Raw genomic sequence first — 22,096 nt, forward strand, 5'->3', positions numbered from 1 at the left:
AAAAATGCAATTTACTATAACTCAAGCACAATTAGGACAAAGACCTCCTGTTGTAAAACCACTACCTGAAGTTTTAAAATTTTTAGGTGAAGAAAAAATGAGAAAACTAATCTCTGACCACTATGATTTGTTAAGAGTTAGTAATATAAAAGGATTATTTCCACCAAGTGATGAAGGCTTTGAATTAGCAAAAAAGCATTCGGCTGATTTTTTTATTCAAATCTGTGGTGGACCTGATTATTTTAATCAAAGTAGAGGAGCTCCTATGATGGCAGGACGACATGCTGCTTTCAAAATCACTCCAGAAGCGAGAATGATTTGGCTTGAATCCTATATCAAAGTGTTAGAACCTATTGATATGCCTGATGATTTAAAACAATCTTTTTGGAACTATTTAGATATTTTTTCAATTTGGATGGTTAATACTGCTCAAAATTGATAAAAATGGGCAAATCCCATTTTTATCAATTAATAATTTTTTTCATTCAACTTTTTCGCAACTTTTTATACATTAATAATATTAAATTAACTTTTTTTTGCTAATATTTTGAAATACACTTTTCTAGGATTCATTATGAAAAAAACTTTTAAAAATTATATCTTTTCAAGACAAATAATTTTAGTTTCATTAATTTTTTTAATCTGCTTTATCTTTAGTACTTATTTACATACAACGCTCACAAAACAAGAAGCCTTAAAACATTCAAAAGCAATATCGAATCAAGTTTTTTCTTCAATGTACCAAGTAATGAGAAAAGGTTGGAGTAAAGATGATATAAAATTGTTCACTAAATCTTTAGAGAAAAATTTTGAAAGTAGTAATTATGAAATAAATCTTTATAGAGGAGAAAAAGTTAGCCAACTTTTTGGAGATATTGAAGAAAAAGCAAAAGATGCAACTTTAGTTGATGTATTAAATGGGAAAATAGAAAAACTTGATAGTTTTGAAAATAATATTGTAAGAAATATATTGCCATTAAAAGCTACTACTGATTGTAAATCTTGTCATGTGAATGCACAAGTTGGTGATGTTTTAGGAGTTTTAGAAGTAAAACAAGATTTAAACTCTATCTTTTTAGAATCTAAATATCAATATATTGCATTTTTCTTAATCATTGTTCCTATATTTTATATTCTTGCTTTCTTTTCATCAAGATATACAACAAAACCTATAATACAAAATTTAAGTCTGTTTAATAATAAAGTTAAAAATATAAATTCTGTACAAGATTTTAAAGCTTTTGATTCAAAAAATATTGATTTATATTTTGAAGAATTTAATCAAATAGTTCATAATGTAGATTTAATGGCTGACAAATTAAAAGGTGTTGCCGTTGATAAAGAGTTATTAGAGTTTGAAATAAAACTTTTAGACAAATTTATTATTACTTCTGATGTTGTAAAAGATTGGAAAGAGTATATTTGTGATTTATTAATTGAAATAAATAAAATCATGGAAACATACACTTTAATGACTATTTTTAGAGTTGGTGAAGATCAGTTCGAAGTTGATATTTTTTGGTTGGGAACGCCCCAAGACCATCAAAAAGAAGTTTTTGAAGCTTATATAAATAGAACAATAAAAGACTCTGAATATTTCAAAGAAATGACTGATTTTACAATAAAACATGTAGTTGCAGATAGAAATAGATGTTTAAATGAATTAGTTGAAGATGAAATAGAATATCGTTCAAAATCTCTATTTTTAGATAGTCCAAAAATTGGAGGAATTGTTGGAATTGGATTACAATCAGTTTTTGCAAGCGATCCTGTTAGATATATTGTAATTGACTCTATTTTAACAACAATGGCAAATCTTGTGGGTTCAGTAAAAGCAATCCACAAATATACTCAAGATTTAGAATATTACGCAGCACGTGATCCCTTAACTGATTTATTTAATCAAAGAGTATTTAATGACATGATGAGTTATGAAATAAAAAGAGCAGCACGTCATGAATATCCTTTTGCTTTAATGGTTATTGATTGTGATAATTTTAAACCAATTAATGATAATTTTGGTCATGCCTTTGGAGATAAATTTTTACAAACAGTTGCAAATATTCTTGAAGAAGAGAAAAGAGATGAAGATATAGTTGCAAGATACGGAGGAGATGAATTTACAATTATTCTTCCTGAATGTGATGAAAATGGAGCGCAAACAGTTGCAAGTAGAATCTCAAAAAGAATAGAAAGTGAGAAATTAATTGCTCCTGATGGATCAAAAGTTGGAATAACTATTTCTGTTGGAATTTGCGTTTATCCAATGCATACTTTATCTCAAAAAGACATGTTTATAATTGCTGATTATATGATGTATCAAGCAAAAGAAGAAGGAAAAAATGGTATTAAAATTCCAAATGAAAAAGATATTTCTAATATCTTAAAAACAAATCAAGAAAAATCTTCATTACTAATTAGAGCTATAGAAAATGATGAAATTTATCCATATTTTCAACCAATACAACCAGCTTCTTCAAATAATGATTTGGTGATACATGAACTTCTAATGAGAATTCATCAAGATGGAAAAATAGTTTCAGCTTATGAATTTATAGAAATTGCAGAAGCAAGAGGATTAATAAATACTATGGATTTAATGGTAATTGAAAAAGCTTTTAAAGAAATTCAAAGAACTCAATATGAAGGAATTTTATTTATCAATTTATCTCCAAAATCTTTGATTGTTGGTGACTTTATCAATAAAATAAATAACTTTGTTAATAAATATAATATCAAAAAAGAAAAAATTGTATTTGAAATTACTGAACGTGAAACTGTTAAAAACTTCTCTTTATTAGAAAAATTTGTACATAATTTAAAAGCTGATGGTTATAAATTTGCAATTGATGATTTTGGTTCAGGATTTTCATCGTTTCACTATATTAAAAAATTTCCTATTGATTATGTAAAAATTGATGGAGATTTTATTATAAATATTAATAAAGATGAGAAAGATAGAGCTTTTGTAAATAGTATTGTAACTTTAGCTAAAGAGTTGAAAATACATACAATTGCAGAATTTGTAGAAAACCAAGAAATAGTTGAAATTTTAGATGAACTAGAAATCGATTATTATCAAGGTTATCATATTGGAAAACCAAGTGACAAGTTTATCTCTTTAAAATAAGAGATAAACTTTAGTTTCCAATAGCTAAAGCATATAAAATCATAGTTTGTTCTTCAATAAATTCACAAACTTCATCATCATAATAAGCCCCTATTCCACTACATCCAATATCTAAATAGTTTGAAGCTAAATATAATCTATGACCAATAATTCCAGCTTTTTGATAAGCTTCTTGATAATTTCTACTTTTTGATGTTAAAAAAAATGTAACTGCACTAGATTTTCCTAAATCTTGCTCTAAACATAAATATCCAGCCTTAGAGTTAAAATCTCCAGTTTTTATAAGTTCACCATTTTTATAAAGACCTAAAACTAAACCTTCAACCCTATTTACAGTATAAAAAATATCAACATCTTCATCACAATCACTTTTTATAGCTTGATTTATAACATTCATTATTGATTCAAATTGAAGTTTAGAAATACTTTGTTTAGAAAATTCCCTAATAGATCTTCTTTTAAAAATCGTATCTTGAAATCTTTGTTTTTGAAAATTAAAAACAGCACTTTTTTCTTGAGCTTTTTTATCTATTATTTTTAGACTATATTTATAAGCATTCTCAACTAAGTCATTTTTTTCAAAAAAACTAATATTCTCTTCTATATAACTTGCCCCATCAAGAGTTGCAATATCCAAAATAAAATCTATTTTTTCATTTTGAATTTTATCTCCCACAATCACTATTGAAGTAAAAAATTCTTTTTCATCAAAATGAAAAAATTCATTTAACTCTTGTTTTGAAAAATCATATAAAATCTCAAATTTCTTATCAAATAAATAAGAGCTAGCTTCCATTGTTCCAAGTAAATGTCCAGCATCTAATAAACAATATCTAAATGCCCTATTTTTGTATTTCCAAGAAGATCTAAAATATATTGATGAAATAAAAAAAATAAAACCATCTACACTGTAAGTTAATCCTAAAAGTTTTTCTATCCCTTCATTGTTTTCAAATGTTTTTAATAACACAGCACTTGAAGAACCAACTTCTAAATGATAAATTCCATCTTCAAAACCATCAACATTTCGTACTTGAAAATAGACTTCATTTGGATATAAAGCTCCAGCACTTGGATTGATTCTTAAATAATATTCACCTGATGGATAACTTTTTTTTGCACTAATCCCAGAAATTAAATACAAAAAATTATAGTTTTGTGTTGAAGAGGTTAAAGGAACTCTTTTATAATCTTTTGAATAAAATTTAAACTTATTTGGAGGATTATTCCAATCTACTCTATTTGGATTTGTTCGTATTGAGTTGTATGAGTGTTTTGTGTTTTGGTGGTAGCTATTTAGAGCTATTAGCATAAATAAAATTCAACTTTTAAAAGTTGAATTTTATTGCAAGATTTGATATATCATAATCATAATCTCTTGGTGAATCATTCATAGTAACTGTTCTATAACTTCCCTCAAGTGCTACATTTGAAGTAAGTCTATATTCTAACGAACCACCATAACCAAGACCTGTTGCAGAATTATTATCAACAGTTTGAGCAACACCTGTTCCTAAAATAAATCCTGTTAAATTTTCTGCTATTTCATAACCTGCTCTTAAATCCATATCAACGCTGATAGCTTCAACTCCACTTCTAACATTTCCATAAGATAAGCTATTTCCAAAACCTAAAATAATTCCATTATTTAAAGTAGTATTTGATGTATATCCAATTCCATATTGTGTATATCTATCACTTTTAATTTTTGCAGAACTTGCTCCAACTGATACTTTTGTATCAAATCCTTCTGCATTTAGTAATGATGTTAAACCAGCAATTAATGTAATAGCTAATAATCTTTTTTTCATTATTTTTTCCTTTTTTACTCTATTTATCATTTTGATATTTCTTATAGTATATATTATATGAACTTAATAATAGTTGGTATTGCTTATTTTTAGGCTATTTTTTTGAGATTTCTAATAGCCCTAGAAAAATCTAGCGCTATTATTATTTAGTTTTTAGTAGCGTTTATTCCTGATTGTTCTTGTGTTCCTACATAATCAGCTGAAGTAGAAGTTGATTTTAAATAAGCAAAAATTCCACCAACAATTAAACAAAAAATCACTACAAGTCTTACTGTATTTCTTTTTTGTTTTGATTCATTTCCATTATAATCATCAATCTTGTCTAAGCTAGGTTCACCATTATTTAATTTACTCATAATAACTCCTTTTTTTATACATTAAACACATAATACTCTCTTAATGTTAACTTTTAGTTAATACAATATTAAACAGTAATTTTAAAGATTTTTGCTCGTAATAATTTTTCTAAATCCAAAGGTTTAACTTCTATATCAAGTCCCCTTTTACCACCACTTATAAATATAGTTTCAAAGTTTTTTACGCTTTCATCTAAAACTGTTTTAAGAAGTTTTTTTTGTCCCAAAGGTGAAATTCCACCAAGTAAATATCCAGTTACTTTTTGAGCTTCGTCTTTGTTTGCCATCACTGCTTTTTTTACACCAAAAGCAGATGCAACATCTTTTAAAGAAAGTTGATTTGCAACAGGTAAAACACAAACAGCTAACTCTTTTGGAGCGAGTTCCACAAGTAAAGTTTTATAAACCTGATTAGCATTTAATCCTAGTTTAACGACAGCTTCATCACCAAAATTTGTACAAGCTGGGTCGTGGTCATATTTATGTATTTTAAAATCACATTTATTTTTTTTGAGTAGATCAATTGCAGGTGTCATTTAAGTAAAATCTCCTTTTTATTATAAGAGTTGTTTTATATAAAAAAGGAGATAAACTTATACTTAATTATCAATAATTATTTATAAAATTTGAGCTTTTATACTCTCACACCATTGGGCTATTCTACCTTTACTTAAATCAGATTGGTTGTCTTCATCAAGTGCAAGCCCCACAAATTCATCATCAACTACAGCTTTTGAAGAGTCAAAATCATATCCCTCAGTTAGGGTATGTCCAATTATATTTACACCTTTATTTATTAGTTCTTCGTAAATCAAACCCATTGCATCAAGAAAAGTATCAGCATAACTATCTTGATCACCTAGTCCAAAAAGGGCAACTGTTTTACCTGAAAAATCGATTTTACAAAATTCTTTCCATTTTTCATCCCAATCATCTTGAAGTTCACCATCACCCCAAGTTGAACTTCCTAAAATAATTTTGTCATATTGTTCAATATTCTCAAAACCATCATTTGAAATATTTACTAATTTAATATCTTTACTTAAATTCTTTCGAATTCTTCCTGCACTTTTTTCTGTGTTTCCTGTACTACTTGAATAATAAATTACCGTTGCCATTTTTTTCCCTTTATTTTAAAATTGAACCCAATGAATATGGTATTAATTTAATCGTATAATCACCACCTAAATCAAGCTCTTTAACTTTTATACTTATATGTTTATCAAAATTCTCATGTCGTGGATATACTAAATAAACTTGTCTGCATTCATCACTTTTTATGCATTTTATTGCTCGATTTATATGTGATGTGATACCTTGAATATTATCCTTATCTAAGAACTTCCAATAAGGATAAACTTTAGTTGCACTACTTCCTTGTGGGTAAATAGTGATTTCATCTTGAAGAATTTTTACTTTTCTATCTGATTTTAAGTCTTTGATTTTTTTTCCAACAAATTTATGAAATACATCTTCTCCATTTAAAAATATTTTAAAATCTTCACCTTCAAAGTTTTCAATAATTTTTATTGCTAAATCTAAATTACTTTTCTCATTCAATTTTAAATAAGAGATATTTTTATCTGCTTTTTCTATAAAATTGTTGATGATATTTGTTTTGTAAGTGTCAATTTTGAATATTCTTGAAGAGTTAAATTTTTTTGGTAGTAAAGAGTATATTTTTGCTCTAAAGATTGAGAAAATATTTTCAGTTTTTGTATAGGACAACTCTTTTGATGTAAATTGTTCTTTACAACATACTTTCATGTTATAAAATCTCAAAAACATAATTCTTTGTTTTTCAATAGAACCAAATTTGTCAAATGATGGTAAAAATTCATCAAGTATAGAAAATCCAAAAGTAGACATCATCTCTCCTTGTATATTATTGATAATCAATATCAATAATATTAGGATAAAGAAGTTTAATAATTACTTAATATTGATAATCTATATCAATTTATATTAAAGGCTTTTTCGATTATAATTATTCCGTTTATGACTACACTTAACTTATGTTCTCCTACAATATGTTTTCTTGTAGTCATATTTCTAAAACTCTGCTTTTTTATAAACTTTTTTGAATTTTCTTTAAAATTATTTTGACTTATCATAAATATCTTTTTACTATATTTTTCTTTTTGTTTTAAATAATCTATCATGTATTCAACTCTTAGATTTCCTAAACTATTTTTTGATATAAGTTCAAATGAAAAATTCAAATCTTCACCTATTTTTACCTCTTCATCACAAATAAAATTTATAATATTAATATGATTTTGTTCTTCGTAATCAAATAGCTTTAAAACCTCTTTATCACCTTTTTTCAAAAGTGTTCGAGAACCATGTTTACAAATCCAATCAAGTTCTTTTGAAACTCCAAGATTTTGTTTTATAAACTCAATAACTAAATGTGGGTTATCTTTTGAAATATCATTTAGATTATTTGCAACGGACTTTCGTACATATAAACTTTTATCATTTTTCAAAAGTTCAATTATTTCAAGTGGTTTTGTTGGATTTTGTTTAAATAAGGGAAGTGCAATAGCCCAAGGAAGCCTTGGGCGACAACCTTCGCTGGCAAGCCTTCTTAAATGTTCATTTGAACTTTGACTCCAAAGTTTCATTTGATTTATAGTTTCATTTTCATACTTTAAAATAAATTGCCTAATTGCAAACTCACTACTTGAATTTATAGTAAAAACTTCCAAAGCTTTCATAGACTCAGAAAAATTATTTAGCCCAAAAACCTCAACAAAATCTTGAAAAACCATAGCTTCAAGACCAGTAAAATCATCTTTTACTTTTTTTAATATTTCAAGTTGTTTATCGTATGAAAAAGGCAAATATTTATTTAAAGTAAAAGAAATATGTCTCATTCTTTGCTTTAGTTCTAAATCTTGCCAAGTGTTATCAAAAATAGAGTTTATAAAATCTTCTTTTTCAAAATCTGAGTAAATTAAAAAAAGTTTGTTTGCAAGTTTTTCAATAAACTCTTTTGAATATAAGTTTTTTAGTTGTTCTGCCATATTTTGTCCTAATTTAATTTTTTTATTACTTCATCAATATCTAAGTTCATCTTTGAAAATGCGAACCATTTTTTATCCAAATCTTTAAGACTTACTCCTATATGAGAAATCTCTTTTTTATCAATTGTCAAATTGAAGTTAATTGATTTTGAACTATATCTAAAAAGATAATTTTGGATTTAAAATATTGCAGATTGTTATGTTTTATTAAATCTTTTATTCTATTTTAATTCTTTTGAAATATATTCTTGTATTATTATTTTAATCGAAAACCTTTATGGTTTTCAAGAAAAAATTAAACATCCTAAAACACTATTTTTCTCTTATTCTCAATCATATACGGATACTCCATATGCTTCGCTGTTGCTTTTGCAATTTCTTCTCCAAAATATCGTTTCACAATATGTAAAGCCATATCAATACCCGCTGAAATTCCTGCACTTGTGATAATATTCCCATCTTCTACAAAATGTTTATCTTTGCATACTTTTACATTTTTAAATTCATTTTCCATTCGTTCCAAACTTTTCCAATGAGTTGTAGACTTTACTCCATCAAGTAGTTTCGCATTTGCTAAAATCAATGAACCTGTACAAACAGAAGTTAAAAGTTCAACCTCTTTTGCTTTTTTTAATACAAAATCTAAAACATTTTTTTCATACATCAATTTTCTTGTTCCCATTCCACCAGGAACTATTAAAATATCAAGTTTTGGACATGATTCAAAATCATAATCAGAAATAACTTTCATCTTACCAGTTGTAGTTATTGGTTCTTTTGTTTGTGCTATTAATTTTACATCAAAAGGTGAAATCGTCTCTGTTCTTTTTGATTCATCAACTCTTGTCACACTTAACACTTCAAAAGGACCACAAAAATCTAAAACCTCAATATCATTGAATATAAAAATTCCTACTGTTTTTTGCATAAGTTTTCCTTGATGTATATAAATATTAAAAGCATTATATTATTTTTTATTTGATTATAACTTTTCAATTAAATCCTCATTATTCTATAAAGAATTTTCGAATTTTGAAAATATATTTTAATTTATATGGAAAAGTTTGAAATATCCATAGCCTGTGGATTTAGAGTGAGAGACTAATTCATTCATAATTATTTATATGACAAGGAAACAAACACATAAATATAAATCCACAGCGCTATGAAGTTAAGTTTATAAGAGTTTATAAACTTACGCATGAATTTAATTCTTGGAGGAAAATAAAATCCATGCGTAAATATATAAAGAGAGAAAACTCTCTTTATATTTTAAAATTTTATATTCATAGATATAGCAGCACTTCTAGGATCACCTAAATTAGTACTACTTCCCCAATACTCTTTATCTGTTAAATTTTGAACATTTAAATTAAATATTGTAGGGTATTTATCGAATTTTGTTTTATATCTTAATCCTGCATCATATAATGTATAACTTGGTAGAACATCTGTATTCTCTTCATTTGCATATTTCTTACCAGTATAATATGCTCCTGCTGTTAGTGCTAAACCTTTGATTTGTTGTATTTCATACTCAGTATAAATTTTTGCCATTTTTGAAGCAGCATCTGTCGGTTTTTTACCTTCTAATGTAGGATCTGTTGCTTTTTCTACACTTAAATCCATTAATGTTCCACCTGCAACTACTGTAAAATTATCTGTTACTTTTCCCGTAATTCCAAGTTCTATTCCTTCATGACTTTGTTCACCATCTTCAGAATAATTTATTTTTCCATTTGAATCTGTTTTTTCATACCAATTTGCTTTTTCAATTCTAAATAATGCTCCTGTTAATAATACTTTTTCATTTAAACTATATTTTGCACCAATTTCATACTGTTTACTTTTATATGGGTCTAAAATACTTCCAGGATTATTATAACTCTGGTCATTTGGAACTTGATCTCCTTGTTCTAAATTTTCTATATAAGTAATATAAGTTGTCAAATCTTCAAAAGGTTTATACATAAGGGATAGGGTTGGTGTTAATTCCGATTTATCATATGCATAATTTGAAGGATAAAATATACTTTTTATAGTTGCATAGTTTGCCCCTACTAAAGCACTCCATTGATCATTAAAAACTATATCATCTCCTATTAAAACATTATTAAATTCTAGTTTTTGTCTTGGTTTTAATGGTTCTGCACCTACAATTCCATTATTATCCCAATCAATAGAAGAAGGTTCTGATAAATTCTTAAGTTCATCTAATGTCATATCTCTATTAATTGTATAAAATGTCCAGTTATCAGCTCTTCTATGATATTTAGAACTTTCTGATGAGTAACCCATTGTTAAATTATGATTAATATCTAAAGTTTCAAATTTTGAATCTAAATAAACGCTTCCACCATATGTAGTTGTTTCTTGCCAAGCATTTTTAGTATAACTAGTTCCTCTCCAATAGTTTGTTGGGTTTTGTAAAGCTATATTATCTTGTAGTACAATATCAAGACTATCTCCTCTATGCTTTGTTTTTTCATAAGATAGATTTGTTCTTAAAGTAAAAATATCATTGATATTCCAATTTACACTATTTTCAACAATATCTGCTTTTACTTCATTTTCTATCCAATCGGGAGAATAACTTTGATTTTTTATAGTAGGACGATTTATTACTGAGTTAAAAACAGTATTAGCACCTTTTTCAAATAAAGCTTTATGAGAATATTTTATATCCGTATAAAAATTGTCAGTTGTTTTCAAATCAAACACAAAACTAATTGCTTTTTGTTCAGTATTAGTAGTTGAAGGAAGTTCTCCATTTTGATAAAGAGCATTTATTCTATATCCAAAAGTATGATTATCATCAAATTGTCCACCTAAATCTATATGTGAAAAATATGATTCATCACCATAACTACCAATTGTAACAGTTCTTAAATCTTCTGTTGTAGGTTTTTTAGTTATATAATTAACTGCACCACCAACTCTTCCTCCTCCATATAAAAAGCCAGTTGCTCCATTTATTATTTCTACTTTTTCAATATTTTGCATCATTGGAGTAGATCTATAAGCCATAGAATGAGGGACACCATTTACAAGAATACGAGGATTAAATCCTCTAATTACAGGAAGAAATGAATCACTAGCTGGAGCTGATTTTGTCGCTGTTTCTTGAGTCGTTGGATTCATTTTAAATATTTGATTCATATCTTTTGCAAGTGAATTTGATATAAGTTCTTGAGAAACTACACTCATTGAGTAAGGTGTATCTTGTAAACTTCTTTCTCCCCAGAGTCCAATACCTGTTATATTTTCTACTAAATATCCATTTTCTGCACTTCCACTTTTATATACTCCATCAGTTACAGAAATTTCTTCTAAAACTGTTCCAGTACCAACTATTATTTTCTTTTTTATAATAATCGCACCATCTTCTATAACAGCTTCTAAACCACTATTTTCTAGTATTTTATCTAAAGCATTTTTTGTTCCATTTACATCTTTTATAGCATTCGAAGTTTTGCCATCTAAAAGCGAACTGTTTGCAATATATGGGGTGTTTGATTTTTTTGATATTAATTCAATTGCCTCTTTTAAAGACTGTTTTTCAATCGAATATGAAATATCATCAGCATAAACAGTTGTGCAGATAAGTAAAGCAACTACTGGACTTAACAAACTTTTCTTAAACAAATTCATCTAATCTTTTCTCCTTGTGTATTATAAAAACAATTTCGATAATCATTCTTAATTACATAAGACAAAAAAACTATTAAAAAGCGGACATCATTTTTAATTTTTTTTAGAAATTTTTATATTTTTATCATTTTTATCAATTTTTAGAGGATAAATTTTGCTAATTGTTTTTAAAAATATTTCCAATTGAGTTGAAGAAAACTCTGCAGTTATAAGATAATTTTCCACTTCTTTTGAGGAAAATGAAGTTGAAATATCATTATATTTTGAAAATTCATCAAAAGCATCTTTTAAACTTACTTTATTTAAACTAATTAAATTTTCTCTCCAAAGAGCTATCTTTTCTGGATTGATTTTTTCTTGATTATTTATATTTCCTTGAAAATTTGAATAGGTTATACTATTTTCTTTAGTAAGCAGTTTTTCATTTTGTTTATCAAAAAAATATGAAGAAAAATAGGTTTTTACAATACCCTCTTCCACATTTATAGTTGTAATATCTTTTTTATGTATTACTTCAAACTTTGTTCCAACTACTTCTATATTTATATCACCACTTTTTATGATAAATACTCTATTTTCATCTTTTGCCACTTCAAACATAACTCTTCCATTATTTAAAGTTACTTCTCTTTTTCCTTTATAAAACTCTATATTTAGATTTGTTTTTGCATCAATAAAGATACTTGAACCATCGGGAAGTTGTTGATTTGCTAGATTTGTTTTATCAGTTTGAAAAGTTTTTGAATATTGAACAGCAAAATTATTATCATAAATTTTAAAAGCTGAAAAACAAACTATTAGTAAAATTGCAGCTGCACTTGAAAAATATCTTGTTTTTTCTAAAAATCTAATTTTTCTAGCTTCTTTATGGGCTTGCTCACTTAAAATCTGGGCATTTTCTTTTGATATTGATTTAGCCATTTGATGTACTAACTTCATTCGATTATATGCTTTTTGGTGTTCTTGATTTGATTCAAGCCAATGTTTTAATTCTTGTTTTTCAAGCTCATTTAAGCCCTCTTTCTCACAGGCAAGCCAATAAATTGCTTCTTCTTTGATTTTAGTTTTGATATTCACTTAAAATCCTCTCTTTTCTAGTTCTTCTTCAACTTTTATGGTGGCTCTTTTTATGAGTTTTTCAACTGCATTTGAGCTTATTCCTAGGATTTGGGCTATTTCTTTTCTACTGTAACCATCAATAGTATATAAAATAAAAGCTTCTTTTGCTCTTTGTGGTAAGTCGTTTATTATTTGCATAAAAATCTTTTCTTGGTCTTCTTGAATTAAAATTTCTTCTGGTTGTTCATATATAGGTGAAAGATGAATGTTTTCTTCATATATTGTAGTTTGAAGTTTTTGATTTTCTAAAGCTTGATTTATAACTATATTTTTTGCTATTTTATACAAATATGCTCGTTCATTATTTATCTTAAATTTCTCTTTTATTTCAAGAACTTTACTATAGGTTTCTTGGATAATATCTTTAGCTTTTTCTTTATCACCTACTTGTTTTAGGGCAAAGTATATAAGTTCATCGTAATATTTGAGCATCAACATACCTGAAGTTTTTTGAGAAACATTATCATAATGTTTCTTAAAAATATTTTTGCAAATATACTACCATGACAAGTAAACTCAAAATTAACTTTACTATTTCCATATTTATCCTATAATTCAAAATAAAATAACAGAATAATATTAGGGAAAATAATGACTTATAGAACTTTAGAAGAAGAGATAAAAGTATTAGAATTAGGTTTGCCACCACTTGAGGGTGATGGTTTTATTGGTGGAAGGTTAGATCCAAAGGAAGCTAGTTTAGTTTTAGTTCCTGTTCCTTGGGAAGCAACTGTTTCATTTGGACAAGGAACAGCAAAAGCTCCTGATGCTATGAGAATCACAAGCCATCAACTTGATGTAGAAACTTTTCATTATATTAAGCCATACACAGCTGGTATTGCGATGCTTGAAACAGATAAAAGTTTATTAAAACTAAGTCACAAAGCTAGAAAAAAAGCTTTAAAAGTAATTGTTGCTCTTGAAGAGGGGAAAACAAATAAAAAAGCTTTAAACTTTGTAAATGAAGCTTCGGTTACTTTAAACTCTTCAGTTTACGAAAAATCTCTTGAACAAATCAAAAATGGAAAATTTGTAGCTGTTGTTGGTGGAGATCATTCCTCTCCTCTTGGACTTATAAAAGCTTTAAGTGACACACAAACTGAATCTTTTGGGATTTTACATGTGGATGCTCATCACGATTTAAGAGAGGCTTATGAGGGTTTTACTTATTCTCATGCTTCTATTTTTTTTAATACTATGAATGAGTGTGAAAAAGTAAGTAATTTAGTTCAAGTTGGAATCAGGGATTATAGTAAAGAAGAAGCTACTAGAATGGCAAATTATGGGCAAAAAGGTGCTTGTTTATATGATACAGATATGCAAGCACAATTGGCAAGTGGTAAATCTTTAGAAGAAGTTTTTGCACCATACATAAACCAACTTCCACAAAATGTTTATTTATCAATTGATATTGATGGTTTAGAGCCATTAAACTGTCCAAATACAGGAACTCCTGTTCCTAGTGGTTTAAGATATGGGGAGTTAGAACATCTTATATTTATGATTGTAAAAAGTGGGAAAAATATCATAGGTTTTGATTTATGTGAAGTTGGAGATAGTGCTGATGGTTGGGATGCAAATGTTGGTTCTAGAGTTTTATACCAACTTTGTGGGGCATTATTGGCAAGTCAAGGGAAAATCCAATACAAATAAAAGTAAGTTTTAAAACTTACTTTTAAACGTCTTTTGATAGTTTTTTATATAATTCAATTATCTCATTTTTTTCTAATTCTCTTTTTAATTTATCAGTTTCTTCTTTGATAATATGTCCAAATTTTATAGCTTCATCTTTATTCATTTCAACACCCAAAAACTCGCTTATAATAAAACTAGCTCCGCCTTTTCCTGATTGAGAATTAATTCGTATGATTTTTTCATAATCTCGATTTATATCTTTTGGGTCAATTGGTAAATATGGCACATTCCAATATTTATGTTCTTTACTTCTATAAAAATCCATTCCTTTTTTGATTGCATCTTGATGACCACCACTAAAAGCTGTAAATATCATTTCACCAACATAAGGATGTCTAATATGTGTTTTTATTTGTGTTGTTTTTTCAAAAAACTCTTTTACCTCATCTATAAATGCTAAATTTAATTTTGGCTCTATTCCTTGTGAATAAATATTAAAAGCAAAAGTTATCAAATCCAAATTTCCAGCTCTTTCACCATTTCCAAATAATGTTCCCTCAACCCTATTTGCACCAGCAAGTACAGCCATTTCTGCACTTGCCACAGCGGTTCCTCTATCATTGTGTGGATGAACACTAACTATCAAATTTTCTCTATCTTTTAAATTCTTACACATCCATTCTATTCTATCAGCATAAATATTTGGCATACAAGCTTCTAGGGTATTTGGTAAATTTATTATCATTTTATTTTTTTGAGTTGGTTTTACTACATTTATCACTTCATTACAAATTTTAACTGCAAATTCTAAATCCGTTTGAGAAAAACTTTCAGGCGTATATTCATAAATAACCTCACCTTCAAAATCTTTTGTTAATTCAATTAAATACTTCATTCCTTCAACTGCCATAGAGATAATCTCTTCATCAGTTTTTTGAAAAACTACTCTTTTTTGAAATTCATTTGTTGGATTATAAAGATGAAAAATTCCTTTTTTCACCCCTTTCATAGCTTCAACACTTTTTTTAATCCACTCTTTTTTAGCAGGAATTAGTACTTGAATAAATACATCATTTGGGATTAAATCTTCTTCTATTAATTTTCTAGTGAAATTAAAATCCGTATCACTTGCACTTGGATAACTAACTTCTATATTTTTAAATCCCATTTTAACAAGCCAATTAAAATACTCTATTTTTTGCTCGATAGTCAAAGGATTTATTAATGCTTGATTTCCATCTCTTAAATCAACACTACAATAAATTGGTGCTTGTGTGATTTGTTTATCTGCCCATTCTCTGGTGATATTTTGGACAATAGGATATTGTTTATATTTTTTAAAACTCATGGTTTTGCTCCGATTATTTATTTTATTTTTTAGATTATATTTGATTGAATGATTAGAAGTTTAAGAGGAAGAGGAAAGAAAAAGAGATAAATTGTTTTGAAATATTTACACTCATACTAGACTCCTTTTTTTGATTTTGCAAATTATAACAACAAAAAAAATTTAAATCTTGTACAAAATTAACATTTTGAAAAAATATGTTTTTGATACTCTTTTGGGGTGATTTGAAAGATTCTTTTAAAACTTCTATTTAAGTGGCTTTGGTCGAAAAAACCGCTGTTTTGTGCAACTTCAATAATCGGCATATTTGAAGATAAAAGTTCTTTTGCCTTATGAACTTTTTTATTTAAAATATATGAGTGAATAGGAAGTCCGAATTCTTTTTTAAATACTCTTATCAAATGAACAACACTTAAATCAAATTTTTTTGCTAAATCTTCCAAAATAAACTCTTCAAGATAGTTTTCATCTAAATATTTTTTAATTTTTAGGGGTAAAGTTGATTCGATTTGTTCATTATTTGATTTTGATTCAAATGGAAAAAGTATCAAACAAAAAGATAAAAACAACTCTTCTTTTTCAATCAAAGATATTTTATTATCCAATAAACAATCACACAAATTTATAAAACTTTTGTAAATATTTTTTTGTTTGATTATTTCATAAGAAAAACTAAAATTGATATTTATATTTTTTAAATACTCTTTTTGCAAATACAAAACATATCCATCTTTTGACTCTTTATTTATAGTAGCACAATGGGGAATATTGTTGTTTATAATACCTATTTCATTTGGTAAAAGCTCAAGAAAAGTATCATTAAAAATCAAGTTTAATGAACCTTTTTTAATAGCAGTAATTGTCAATTCTTCATGCAAATGCATTTTTGTACAATCAGGAATATTTTGTACATATCGTAATTCTAGGAAGTTAAGTTTTGGGTTTTTAAAAATATCTGATTTCATATATTAAAAAGTATGGAAAGTTCCATACTTTTTCTCTTCTTATGCTAAATTTTCTTCTACAAAATTCCAGTTTACAAGTTTCCAGAAATTTTCTAAATATGCAGGTCTTGCATTTCGAACATCAATATAATAAGCATGTTCCCACACATCACATACTAAAATAGGTTTTAGATTTTGAGTTAATGGATTTGCTGCATTTGAAGTTGTAACTATTTTTAAGTTCTGATTTTCATCTTCAACTAACCAAGCCCAACCTGAACCAAATTGTCCAATAGCTTTTGTTGTAAACTCTTTTTTAAACTCTTCAACTGAACCAAAAGCTTTAACTAAAGCTGCTTCAACAATTGCGGGAATTGCACCTTGAGTTGGTGTTAAACCTTTCCAAAAAAAGTCATGGTTATAAACCTGAGCTGAATTGTTAAAAAGTCCGCCATCTGATTCTAAAATGATTTCAACTAAAGTTGAATTCTCAAATTTTGTACCAGTAATTAAATTGTTTAAGTTATTTACATAAGTTTGGTGATGTTTTCCATAGTGAAACTCTAAAGTTTCCTTTGACATAAGCGGTTCTAGCGCATCTAAAGTATAAGGTAAAGTCATTAATTCGTGTTTCATTTTATATCCTTTAATAATATTTTTCCAACTATTGAGGATACTATCTTTTTGATTTTATTTGACTTAGAATAATATATTTATAAAAACTCCCAAACCTCAACACCCATAAATTTAGTCCTAACTTTTACAAGTCTTAAAACATCTTTCTCTTTTAATTTTGAAGTATATGACTCTTCAAAAAATTCATCTAAAATATGATTTAGACTATGTGCTAAAACATTGTCATTTATTGAAGTGTTTTTGTGGGTAAAAAAATACTCTTTATAGATTTTTATTGCAGTTATTTGGCAACTTTCAAAAAGATGTTTATCATCACAAAAGATTGCTAATTGGGAAGTTTGCTTAAGTGAAGAATTTTTATAATCTGAATTATTAAGTTCTTCATATCTTTGAATGAGAGTTTTATAAACACAAAGCATATCCATTAGTTTATACATTTTATAAAAATATCTTACATTTTTAAACTCATTGATTTGGTCAAAATATGATAAGTATTTAAAAGAAGCAATTGTAGGAATAAATTCAAAATCATAAGGACAAGCATCAATAATTCTATAAATTAACGCTTCTAAATCGTCATTTTGGTTTATATCTTCTAAAATCAACTCTTCGTTTATATAAGAAGTTTTGTTTATAATTTGATTCATTTTTGCTCCTACAAGTTTTGTAGTGCAATTGAGGTTCCGCTAAAAAAAAGATAGCTAAAAAGCTATCTTTTTTATTTTGAAGTGTTAAGCAAATGCAGGTTCTAAGAAAGGAATAATTTGTTTTTTTCTTGATAAACAACCATCTAACCAAACTTTATTATCTTCAAGTTTACAGTTAAATGCTTTTTCAAAAATTGAATTATCATCACTAGCTACAAGAACTTCTGAACCCTCTTTGATAATGTCAGTTAATAAAAGAGCAACTGTGTGAAGATTGTTTTCTTCTTTTACTTTTTTAATATCTGCCATTAATTCATCTTTGATATCATCAAATACGCTCCCATCAACAACTTCAAGTTGTCCAACACCTACTTTTGTTCCGTGCATATCAAAGTTTTTATAATCTCTCATAACAAGATCTCTAATTGGAGTTCCTGCAACTTGTGATTTTACTTTGAACATTTCCATACCAACAGCACCAAAATCTTCGATTTCACAGATTTTTGCTAATTCTCTAACAGCTTTAATGTCTGTATCTGTACATGTTGGTGATTTAAAAATAACTGTATCAGATAAAATCGCACACATCATAATTCCAGCTATATCTTTTGGTATCTCAACTTTATGAAAATCATACATCTCTTTTACGATTGTATTTGTACAACCAACTGGTCTTATCCAACACTCTAATGGAGCTGAAGTTGTAATATCACCTAGTTTGTGGTGGTCAACGATCCCCACGATTGTAGTTTTATCAAGCTCTTGTGGAGCTTGAGCTACATCTGAATAATCAGTTATAAATAACTCTTCACCAGCAAATGAAGTTTTAAGAACAGGTGCTTCAAATTCAAATCTATTTAAAATATATTGAGTTTCTGGATTTAATTCGCCTTGTCTTGCAGGAGTTGCTGGTCTTCCTATTTTATTTAGTAAATATGATAATGAGATTGCTGAACAAATAGAGTCAGAATCTGGAATAATATGTCCACATGTATATAAAGCCATTTTATAAAGTCCTAGTTTAAATTTTTCCCATTTTATCTAAAGTTAGGTTATTTTAATTTTAAATAAAATAATTAGTCTTTATCTTTATTGTGTACTAATTACCACTTCATTTCGCCTTTTGCCACTTTTGCACCTAAACTTAAATCAAAACTATCTTTATCAAAAGATGGATATTCTTTTTCCATAATTTCAATCAACTCTTTTGAATCTTTAGATTTAAGAACAGCATTATTAAACGAAGTAATATAATTTTTTGTAAATTCTATTGCACTTTTATCATTTTTACTTCCTGATGCAGAATGGCTTGGAATTACAATTTTTGCATCAAGTTTATCCATATCATTTAATATATCTAACCATCTTAATCTATCTTCTTTTGTTGGATTATCAGCCATCCAAACATGTTGTTTATCTACTACATTAATACCACCAAAAATTGCTTTTATTGATGGAACCCATACATAACTTTTTTCAGGAGCATTTGAATCTAAACCAACAATTTTCAACTCTTTATCTTCTAATTTAATAGTATCGCCTTTTAAAAGCTCAGGCAAAATCACAAAATCAGGAGCATTTTTTCCTAATTTTGGTCTCCAAGTTTCAAGTTTGTTTTGATAAGTTGCAACAATATGTTCTATTGTTGGTTTTGTTGCATAAATTTTTGCATTTGGAAAAGCTTGAGCAATAACTGGAAGACCAAAATAGAAATCTGGGTCTCCATGACTTATATATATAGCTTTTAACTCTTTTTTGCTTTTTAAAATTTGTTCAACTACTTTTTTTGCATCTTTTTTTGTGAAATGTGTATCTATTAAAACAGCATCCTTTTTTCCCATAACTAAAATAGAAGCTAAAGAAAAACCATCTTCTCCCGCTCTATAAATCTTATATTCTAATTGTTCACTTGCATATGAAAGAGTGCTTAACAAAAACAATAAACTTACTAATTTGATAAATGCTTTCATTATTTTTCCTTAATACCTTCGATTTCAATATTTAATTTCACCATTTCACCAACAGCAACTCCACCTGCTTCTAAAACAGAATTATATTTTAATCCATAATCAAATCTATTGATTTTTCCACTTAATGCTAAACCAACTCTTGTATTTCCCCATGGATCTTTTATTGTTCCATTATTTTCAAAATCTAATTCAACATCTTTTGTAATTCCATGAATAGTAAGTTTTCCAAAGGCTTTGTTATCTTTGATTTTTTCTAATTTAAAAGTAATATTTTCATATTTTGTTATATCAAAAAAATCATCACCTTTTAAATGATCATCTCTTTTTTTATCATCTGTATTAATTGAAGCAACTTCAATAGTTCCAACTAAAGACTTGATAGTATTTGTTTTTTCATCGTATTCAAATGTTCCAGTAAAATTATCAAATTTTCCTTTCAAATTTGAAATCATCATATGTTTAACTTCAAATCCTACATTTGAGTGTGATTTATCAACAGTATATGTTCCTGCAAATAGTGTTGAAGCTAAAAGTGAACTTGTAATAACTAATTTTCTAAAATTCATATTAATCCTTTTTTATTTTATATTTGAAATCCTATCAAACAAAAACTCAAATTTAGTTTACTAGTAAAATACTTTTAAATTAAATGTAAAGTTCTTGCATAATTAATTTTATTTAACTATAATTCTTTTATGAATATAAATGAATTAGAAATAGATATACAAAAAAATAAAGAGCGCTCACCAGAAACATTTAATGAAATAGTAAATATTACTCTTCCATTTTATATGTTTTATAGAAAAATGTTTGGTGGTGTATCAAGGTTAGAAGAAGATAATTATCAAATAACACACAGCGAGATAGATGTTTTGTCTTCTTTAAAAATATCAGGAAATGAAGAATATATATTAAGTCCTACTAGATTAAATGAAAGATTACTATTCACAGCAGGAGCTATTACAAAGGTCTTAAAAAAACTTGAAGAAAAAGAATACATCGAAAGATTGGATAATAAATTTGATAAAAGAGGAAAACTTGTAAAACTTACTCCATTAGGTAGAGAAGTTCACGATAAAGTTATGAAAGATATTTTAGAATTTGAAGAAAAATGTTTCTCTTCTTTAAATGAAGAAGAGAAACAAACTATGAAAAATCTTTTTATTAAATTATTAAAATCTTAATATCCTAACTCTTCATCAACTAAAATGATGATAATTCTATCTTTATCATCAGCTTTTACCCATGAAAATTTATTTGCGATATTATCAATATTATGTTTTGGTTCTTTTCCAAATGAAATTGCTTTTTTATTCATTCTATCTATATTTTTAATAGCAGCAACTTCCATAACTCTTTTAAAACCAAGTTCTAAATTTTCAACAATTTTATTAACACCAACAATTAATAAAACATTTGTAGGTCCATAAGAAAAAGCAGCAACTCTGTTTCCACTACCATCAGCATTTACAAGCTTTCCATCTTTTGTCAAAGCATTTGTACTTGTAACAAAAATATCAGAAACTAAACCTTGTTTTCTTCTTTTTATATTTTCATCCATAGAAATACCATCTTCATATTGGTTAAACAAAGTAATATCTTTTTTATTAAGTAAATAATCCAATAATCCAATTTCAACAACACTAACTGAACCACCTAAACCTACACTCATTCCTGATTTTATATATGTTTTTGATAATTCCAACGCCTCTTCTTTTGTTTTTACAAAATGTGCGTCATATCCACATGATTTTAAAATTTGAATCAATTCTTTCATGGTAAGTATCCTATTTTTAAATTGGCATATTATTCAATTATTA

23 protein-coding genes are annotated in these 22,096 nt (G+C 27.0%); 4 read left to right on the top strand and 19 right to left on the bottom strand.

Going from position 1 to position 22,096, the window contains the following annotated elements; all coding sequences use genetic code 11:
- Positions 1-4 precede the first annotated feature (4 nt).
- Together ASUIS_RS09275 and ASUIS_RS09280 are read left to right on the top strand one after the other, a co-directional pair.
- Positions 5-439, top strand: a complete 435-nt coding sequence (locus tag ASUIS_RS09275) for a globin domain-containing protein (protein ID WP_118886773.1) — start codon at positions 5-7, stop codon at positions 437-439.
- Positions 440-574: 135 nt separating this feature from the next.
- Entirely contained in the window at positions 575-3,130 is a 2,556-nt protein-coding gene (locus ASUIS_RS09280) for a putative bifunctional diguanylate cyclase/phosphodiesterase (RefSeq protein WP_118886775.1), read from the top strand.
- Positions 3,131-3,140: 10 nt separating this feature from the next.
- On the opposite strand, the gene ASUIS_RS09285 is transcribed toward ASUIS_RS09280, so the two are convergent.
- The 11 genes from ASUIS_RS09285 to ASUIS_RS09340 all read right to left on the bottom strand — a co-directional run bounded on the left by ASUIS_RS09285 (position 3,141) and on the right by ASUIS_RS09340 (position 13,534).
- Positions 3,141-4,442, bottom strand: a complete 1,302-nt coding sequence (locus tag ASUIS_RS09285; RefSeq protein ID WP_118886777.1) for a SagB family peptide dehydrogenase — start codon at positions 4,440-4,442, stop codon at positions 3,141-3,143.
- 16 nt (positions 4,443-4,458) lie between these two features.
- Entirely contained in the window at positions 4,459-4,941 is a 483-nt protein-coding gene (locus tag ASUIS_RS09290) for an outer membrane beta-barrel protein (RefSeq protein ID WP_192894432.1), read from the bottom strand.
- Positions 4,942-5,087: 146 nt separating this feature from the next.
- Complete coding sequence (locus tag ASUIS_RS09295; protein WP_118886779.1) at positions 5,088-5,297, bottom strand: hypothetical protein; 210 nt, start codon at positions 5,295-5,297, stop codon at positions 5,088-5,090.
- Positions 5,298-5,365: 68 nt separating this feature from the next.
- Positions 5,366-5,833, bottom strand: a complete 468-nt coding sequence (gene ybaK, locus ASUIS_RS09300) for a Cys-tRNA(Pro) deacylase (protein ID WP_118886781.1) — start codon at positions 5,831-5,833, stop codon at positions 5,366-5,368.
- 81 nt (positions 5,834-5,914) lie between these two features.
- A complete protein-coding gene (locus ASUIS_RS09305) occupies positions 5,915-6,415 on the bottom strand; it encodes a flavodoxin (RefSeq protein WP_118886783.1) in 501 nt (166 codons plus the stop codon).
- A gap of 10 nt (positions 6,416-6,425) precedes the next feature.
- Positions 6,426-7,166, bottom strand: a complete 741-nt coding sequence (locus ASUIS_RS09310) for a hypothetical protein (protein ID WP_118886785.1) — start codon at positions 7,164-7,166, stop codon at positions 6,426-6,428.
- Positions 7,167-7,252: 86 nt separating this feature from the next.
- Positions 7,253-8,326, bottom strand: a complete 1,074-nt coding sequence (locus ASUIS_RS09315; RefSeq protein WP_118886787.1) for a DNA alkylation repair protein — start codon at positions 8,324-8,326, stop codon at positions 7,253-7,255.
- A gap of 304 nt (positions 8,327-8,630) precedes the next feature.
- Entirely contained in the window at positions 8,631-9,254 is a 624-nt protein-coding gene (locus tag ASUIS_RS09325) for a DJ-1/PfpI family protein (RefSeq protein WP_118886789.1), read from the bottom strand.
- 344 nt (positions 9,255-9,598) lie between these two features.
- Positions 9,599-11,977: a TonB-dependent siderophore receptor gene (locus ASUIS_RS09330; protein ID WP_118886790.1), complete on the bottom strand. Its 2,379-nt coding sequence runs from the start codon at positions 11,975-11,977 to the stop codon at positions 9,599-9,601.
- A 93-nt stretch (positions 11,978-12,070) separates the two neighbouring features.
- Positions 12,071-13,054 carry a FecR family protein gene (locus tag ASUIS_RS09335; protein WP_118886792.1) on the bottom strand — a complete coding sequence of 328 codons (984 nt, stop codon included), beginning with the start codon at positions 13,052-13,054 and terminating at the stop codon, positions 12,071-12,073.
- Entirely contained in the window at positions 13,055-13,534 is a 480-nt protein-coding gene (locus tag ASUIS_RS09340; protein WP_226799886.1) for an RNA polymerase sigma factor, read from the bottom strand. It lies immediately after the preceding gene.
- Positions 13,535-13,687: 153 nt separating this feature from the next.
- Here ASUIS_RS09340 and ASUIS_RS09345 point away from each other — a divergent pair, with 153 nt between their 5' ends.
- On the top strand, positions 13,688-14,749 hold the full coding sequence (locus tag ASUIS_RS09345; protein ID WP_118886796.1) for an agmatinase family protein: 1,062 nt from the start codon (positions 13,688-13,690) through the stop codon (positions 14,747-14,749).
- A gap of 22 nt (positions 14,750-14,771) precedes the next feature.
- Here the strand turns inward: ASUIS_RS09345 and ASUIS_RS09350 are convergent, their stop codons facing one another.
- The 7 genes from ASUIS_RS09350 to ASUIS_RS09380 form a co-directional block, all read right to left on the bottom strand.
- Positions 14,772-16,079 carry a 2-isopropylmalate synthase gene (locus tag ASUIS_RS09350; protein WP_118886798.1) on the bottom strand — a complete coding sequence of 436 codons (1,308 nt, stop codon included), beginning with the start codon at positions 16,077-16,079 and terminating at the stop codon, positions 14,772-14,774.
- Between the two features lie 179 nt (positions 16,080-16,258).
- Positions 16,259-17,044: a helix-turn-helix transcriptional regulator gene (locus ASUIS_RS09355; RefSeq protein ID WP_118886800.1), complete on the bottom strand. Its 786-nt coding sequence runs from the start codon at positions 17,042-17,044 to the stop codon at positions 16,259-16,261.
- A 39-nt stretch (positions 17,045-17,083) separates the two neighbouring features.
- Positions 17,084-17,659 (bottom strand): superoxide dismutase, encoded by a 576-nt coding sequence (locus ASUIS_RS09360; protein ID WP_118886802.1) that lies wholly within the window; start codon positions 17,657-17,659, stop codon positions 17,084-17,086.
- A 77-nt stretch (positions 17,660-17,736) separates the two neighbouring features.
- Positions 17,737-18,306 (bottom strand): hypothetical protein, encoded by a 570-nt coding sequence (locus ASUIS_RS09365; RefSeq protein WP_118886804.1) that lies wholly within the window; start codon positions 18,304-18,306, stop codon positions 17,737-17,739.
- An 84-nt stretch (positions 18,307-18,390) separates the two neighbouring features.
- Complete coding sequence (locus ASUIS_RS09370; protein WP_118886806.1) at positions 18,391-19,311, bottom strand: manganese-dependent inorganic pyrophosphatase; 921 nt, start codon at positions 19,309-19,311, stop codon at positions 18,391-18,393.
- 98 nt (positions 19,312-19,409) lie between these two features.
- Entirely contained in the window at positions 19,410-20,276 is an 867-nt protein-coding gene (locus ASUIS_RS09375; RefSeq protein ID WP_118886808.1) for an MBL fold metallo-hydrolase, read from the bottom strand.
- Entirely contained in the window at positions 20,276-20,842 is a 567-nt protein-coding gene (locus ASUIS_RS09380) for a YceI family protein (RefSeq protein WP_118886810.1), read from the bottom strand. Before ASUIS_RS09380 ends, ASUIS_RS09375 begins: the two co-directional genes overlap by 1 nt.
- A 129-nt stretch (positions 20,843-20,971) precedes the next feature.
- Here ASUIS_RS09380 and ASUIS_RS09385 point away from each other — a divergent pair, with 129 nt between their 5' ends.
- A complete protein-coding gene (locus ASUIS_RS09385; protein ID WP_118886812.1) occupies positions 20,972-21,460 on the top strand; it encodes a MarR family winged helix-turn-helix transcriptional regulator in 489 nt (162 codons plus the stop codon).
- Here the strand turns inward: ASUIS_RS09385 and ASUIS_RS09390 are convergent.
- Positions 21,457-22,053, bottom strand: a complete 597-nt coding sequence (locus ASUIS_RS09390; protein WP_118886814.1) for a lactate utilization protein — start codon at positions 22,051-22,053, stop codon at positions 21,457-21,459. The genes ASUIS_RS09385 and ASUIS_RS09390 overlap by 4 nt on opposite strands.
- Positions 22,054-22,096 lie beyond the last annotated feature (43 nt).

This window comes from Arcobacter suis CECT 7833, from assembly GCF_003544815.1.
Taxonomy (GTDB): domain Bacteria; phylum Campylobacterota; class Campylobacteria; order Campylobacterales; family Arcobacteraceae; genus Aliarcobacter; species Aliarcobacter suis.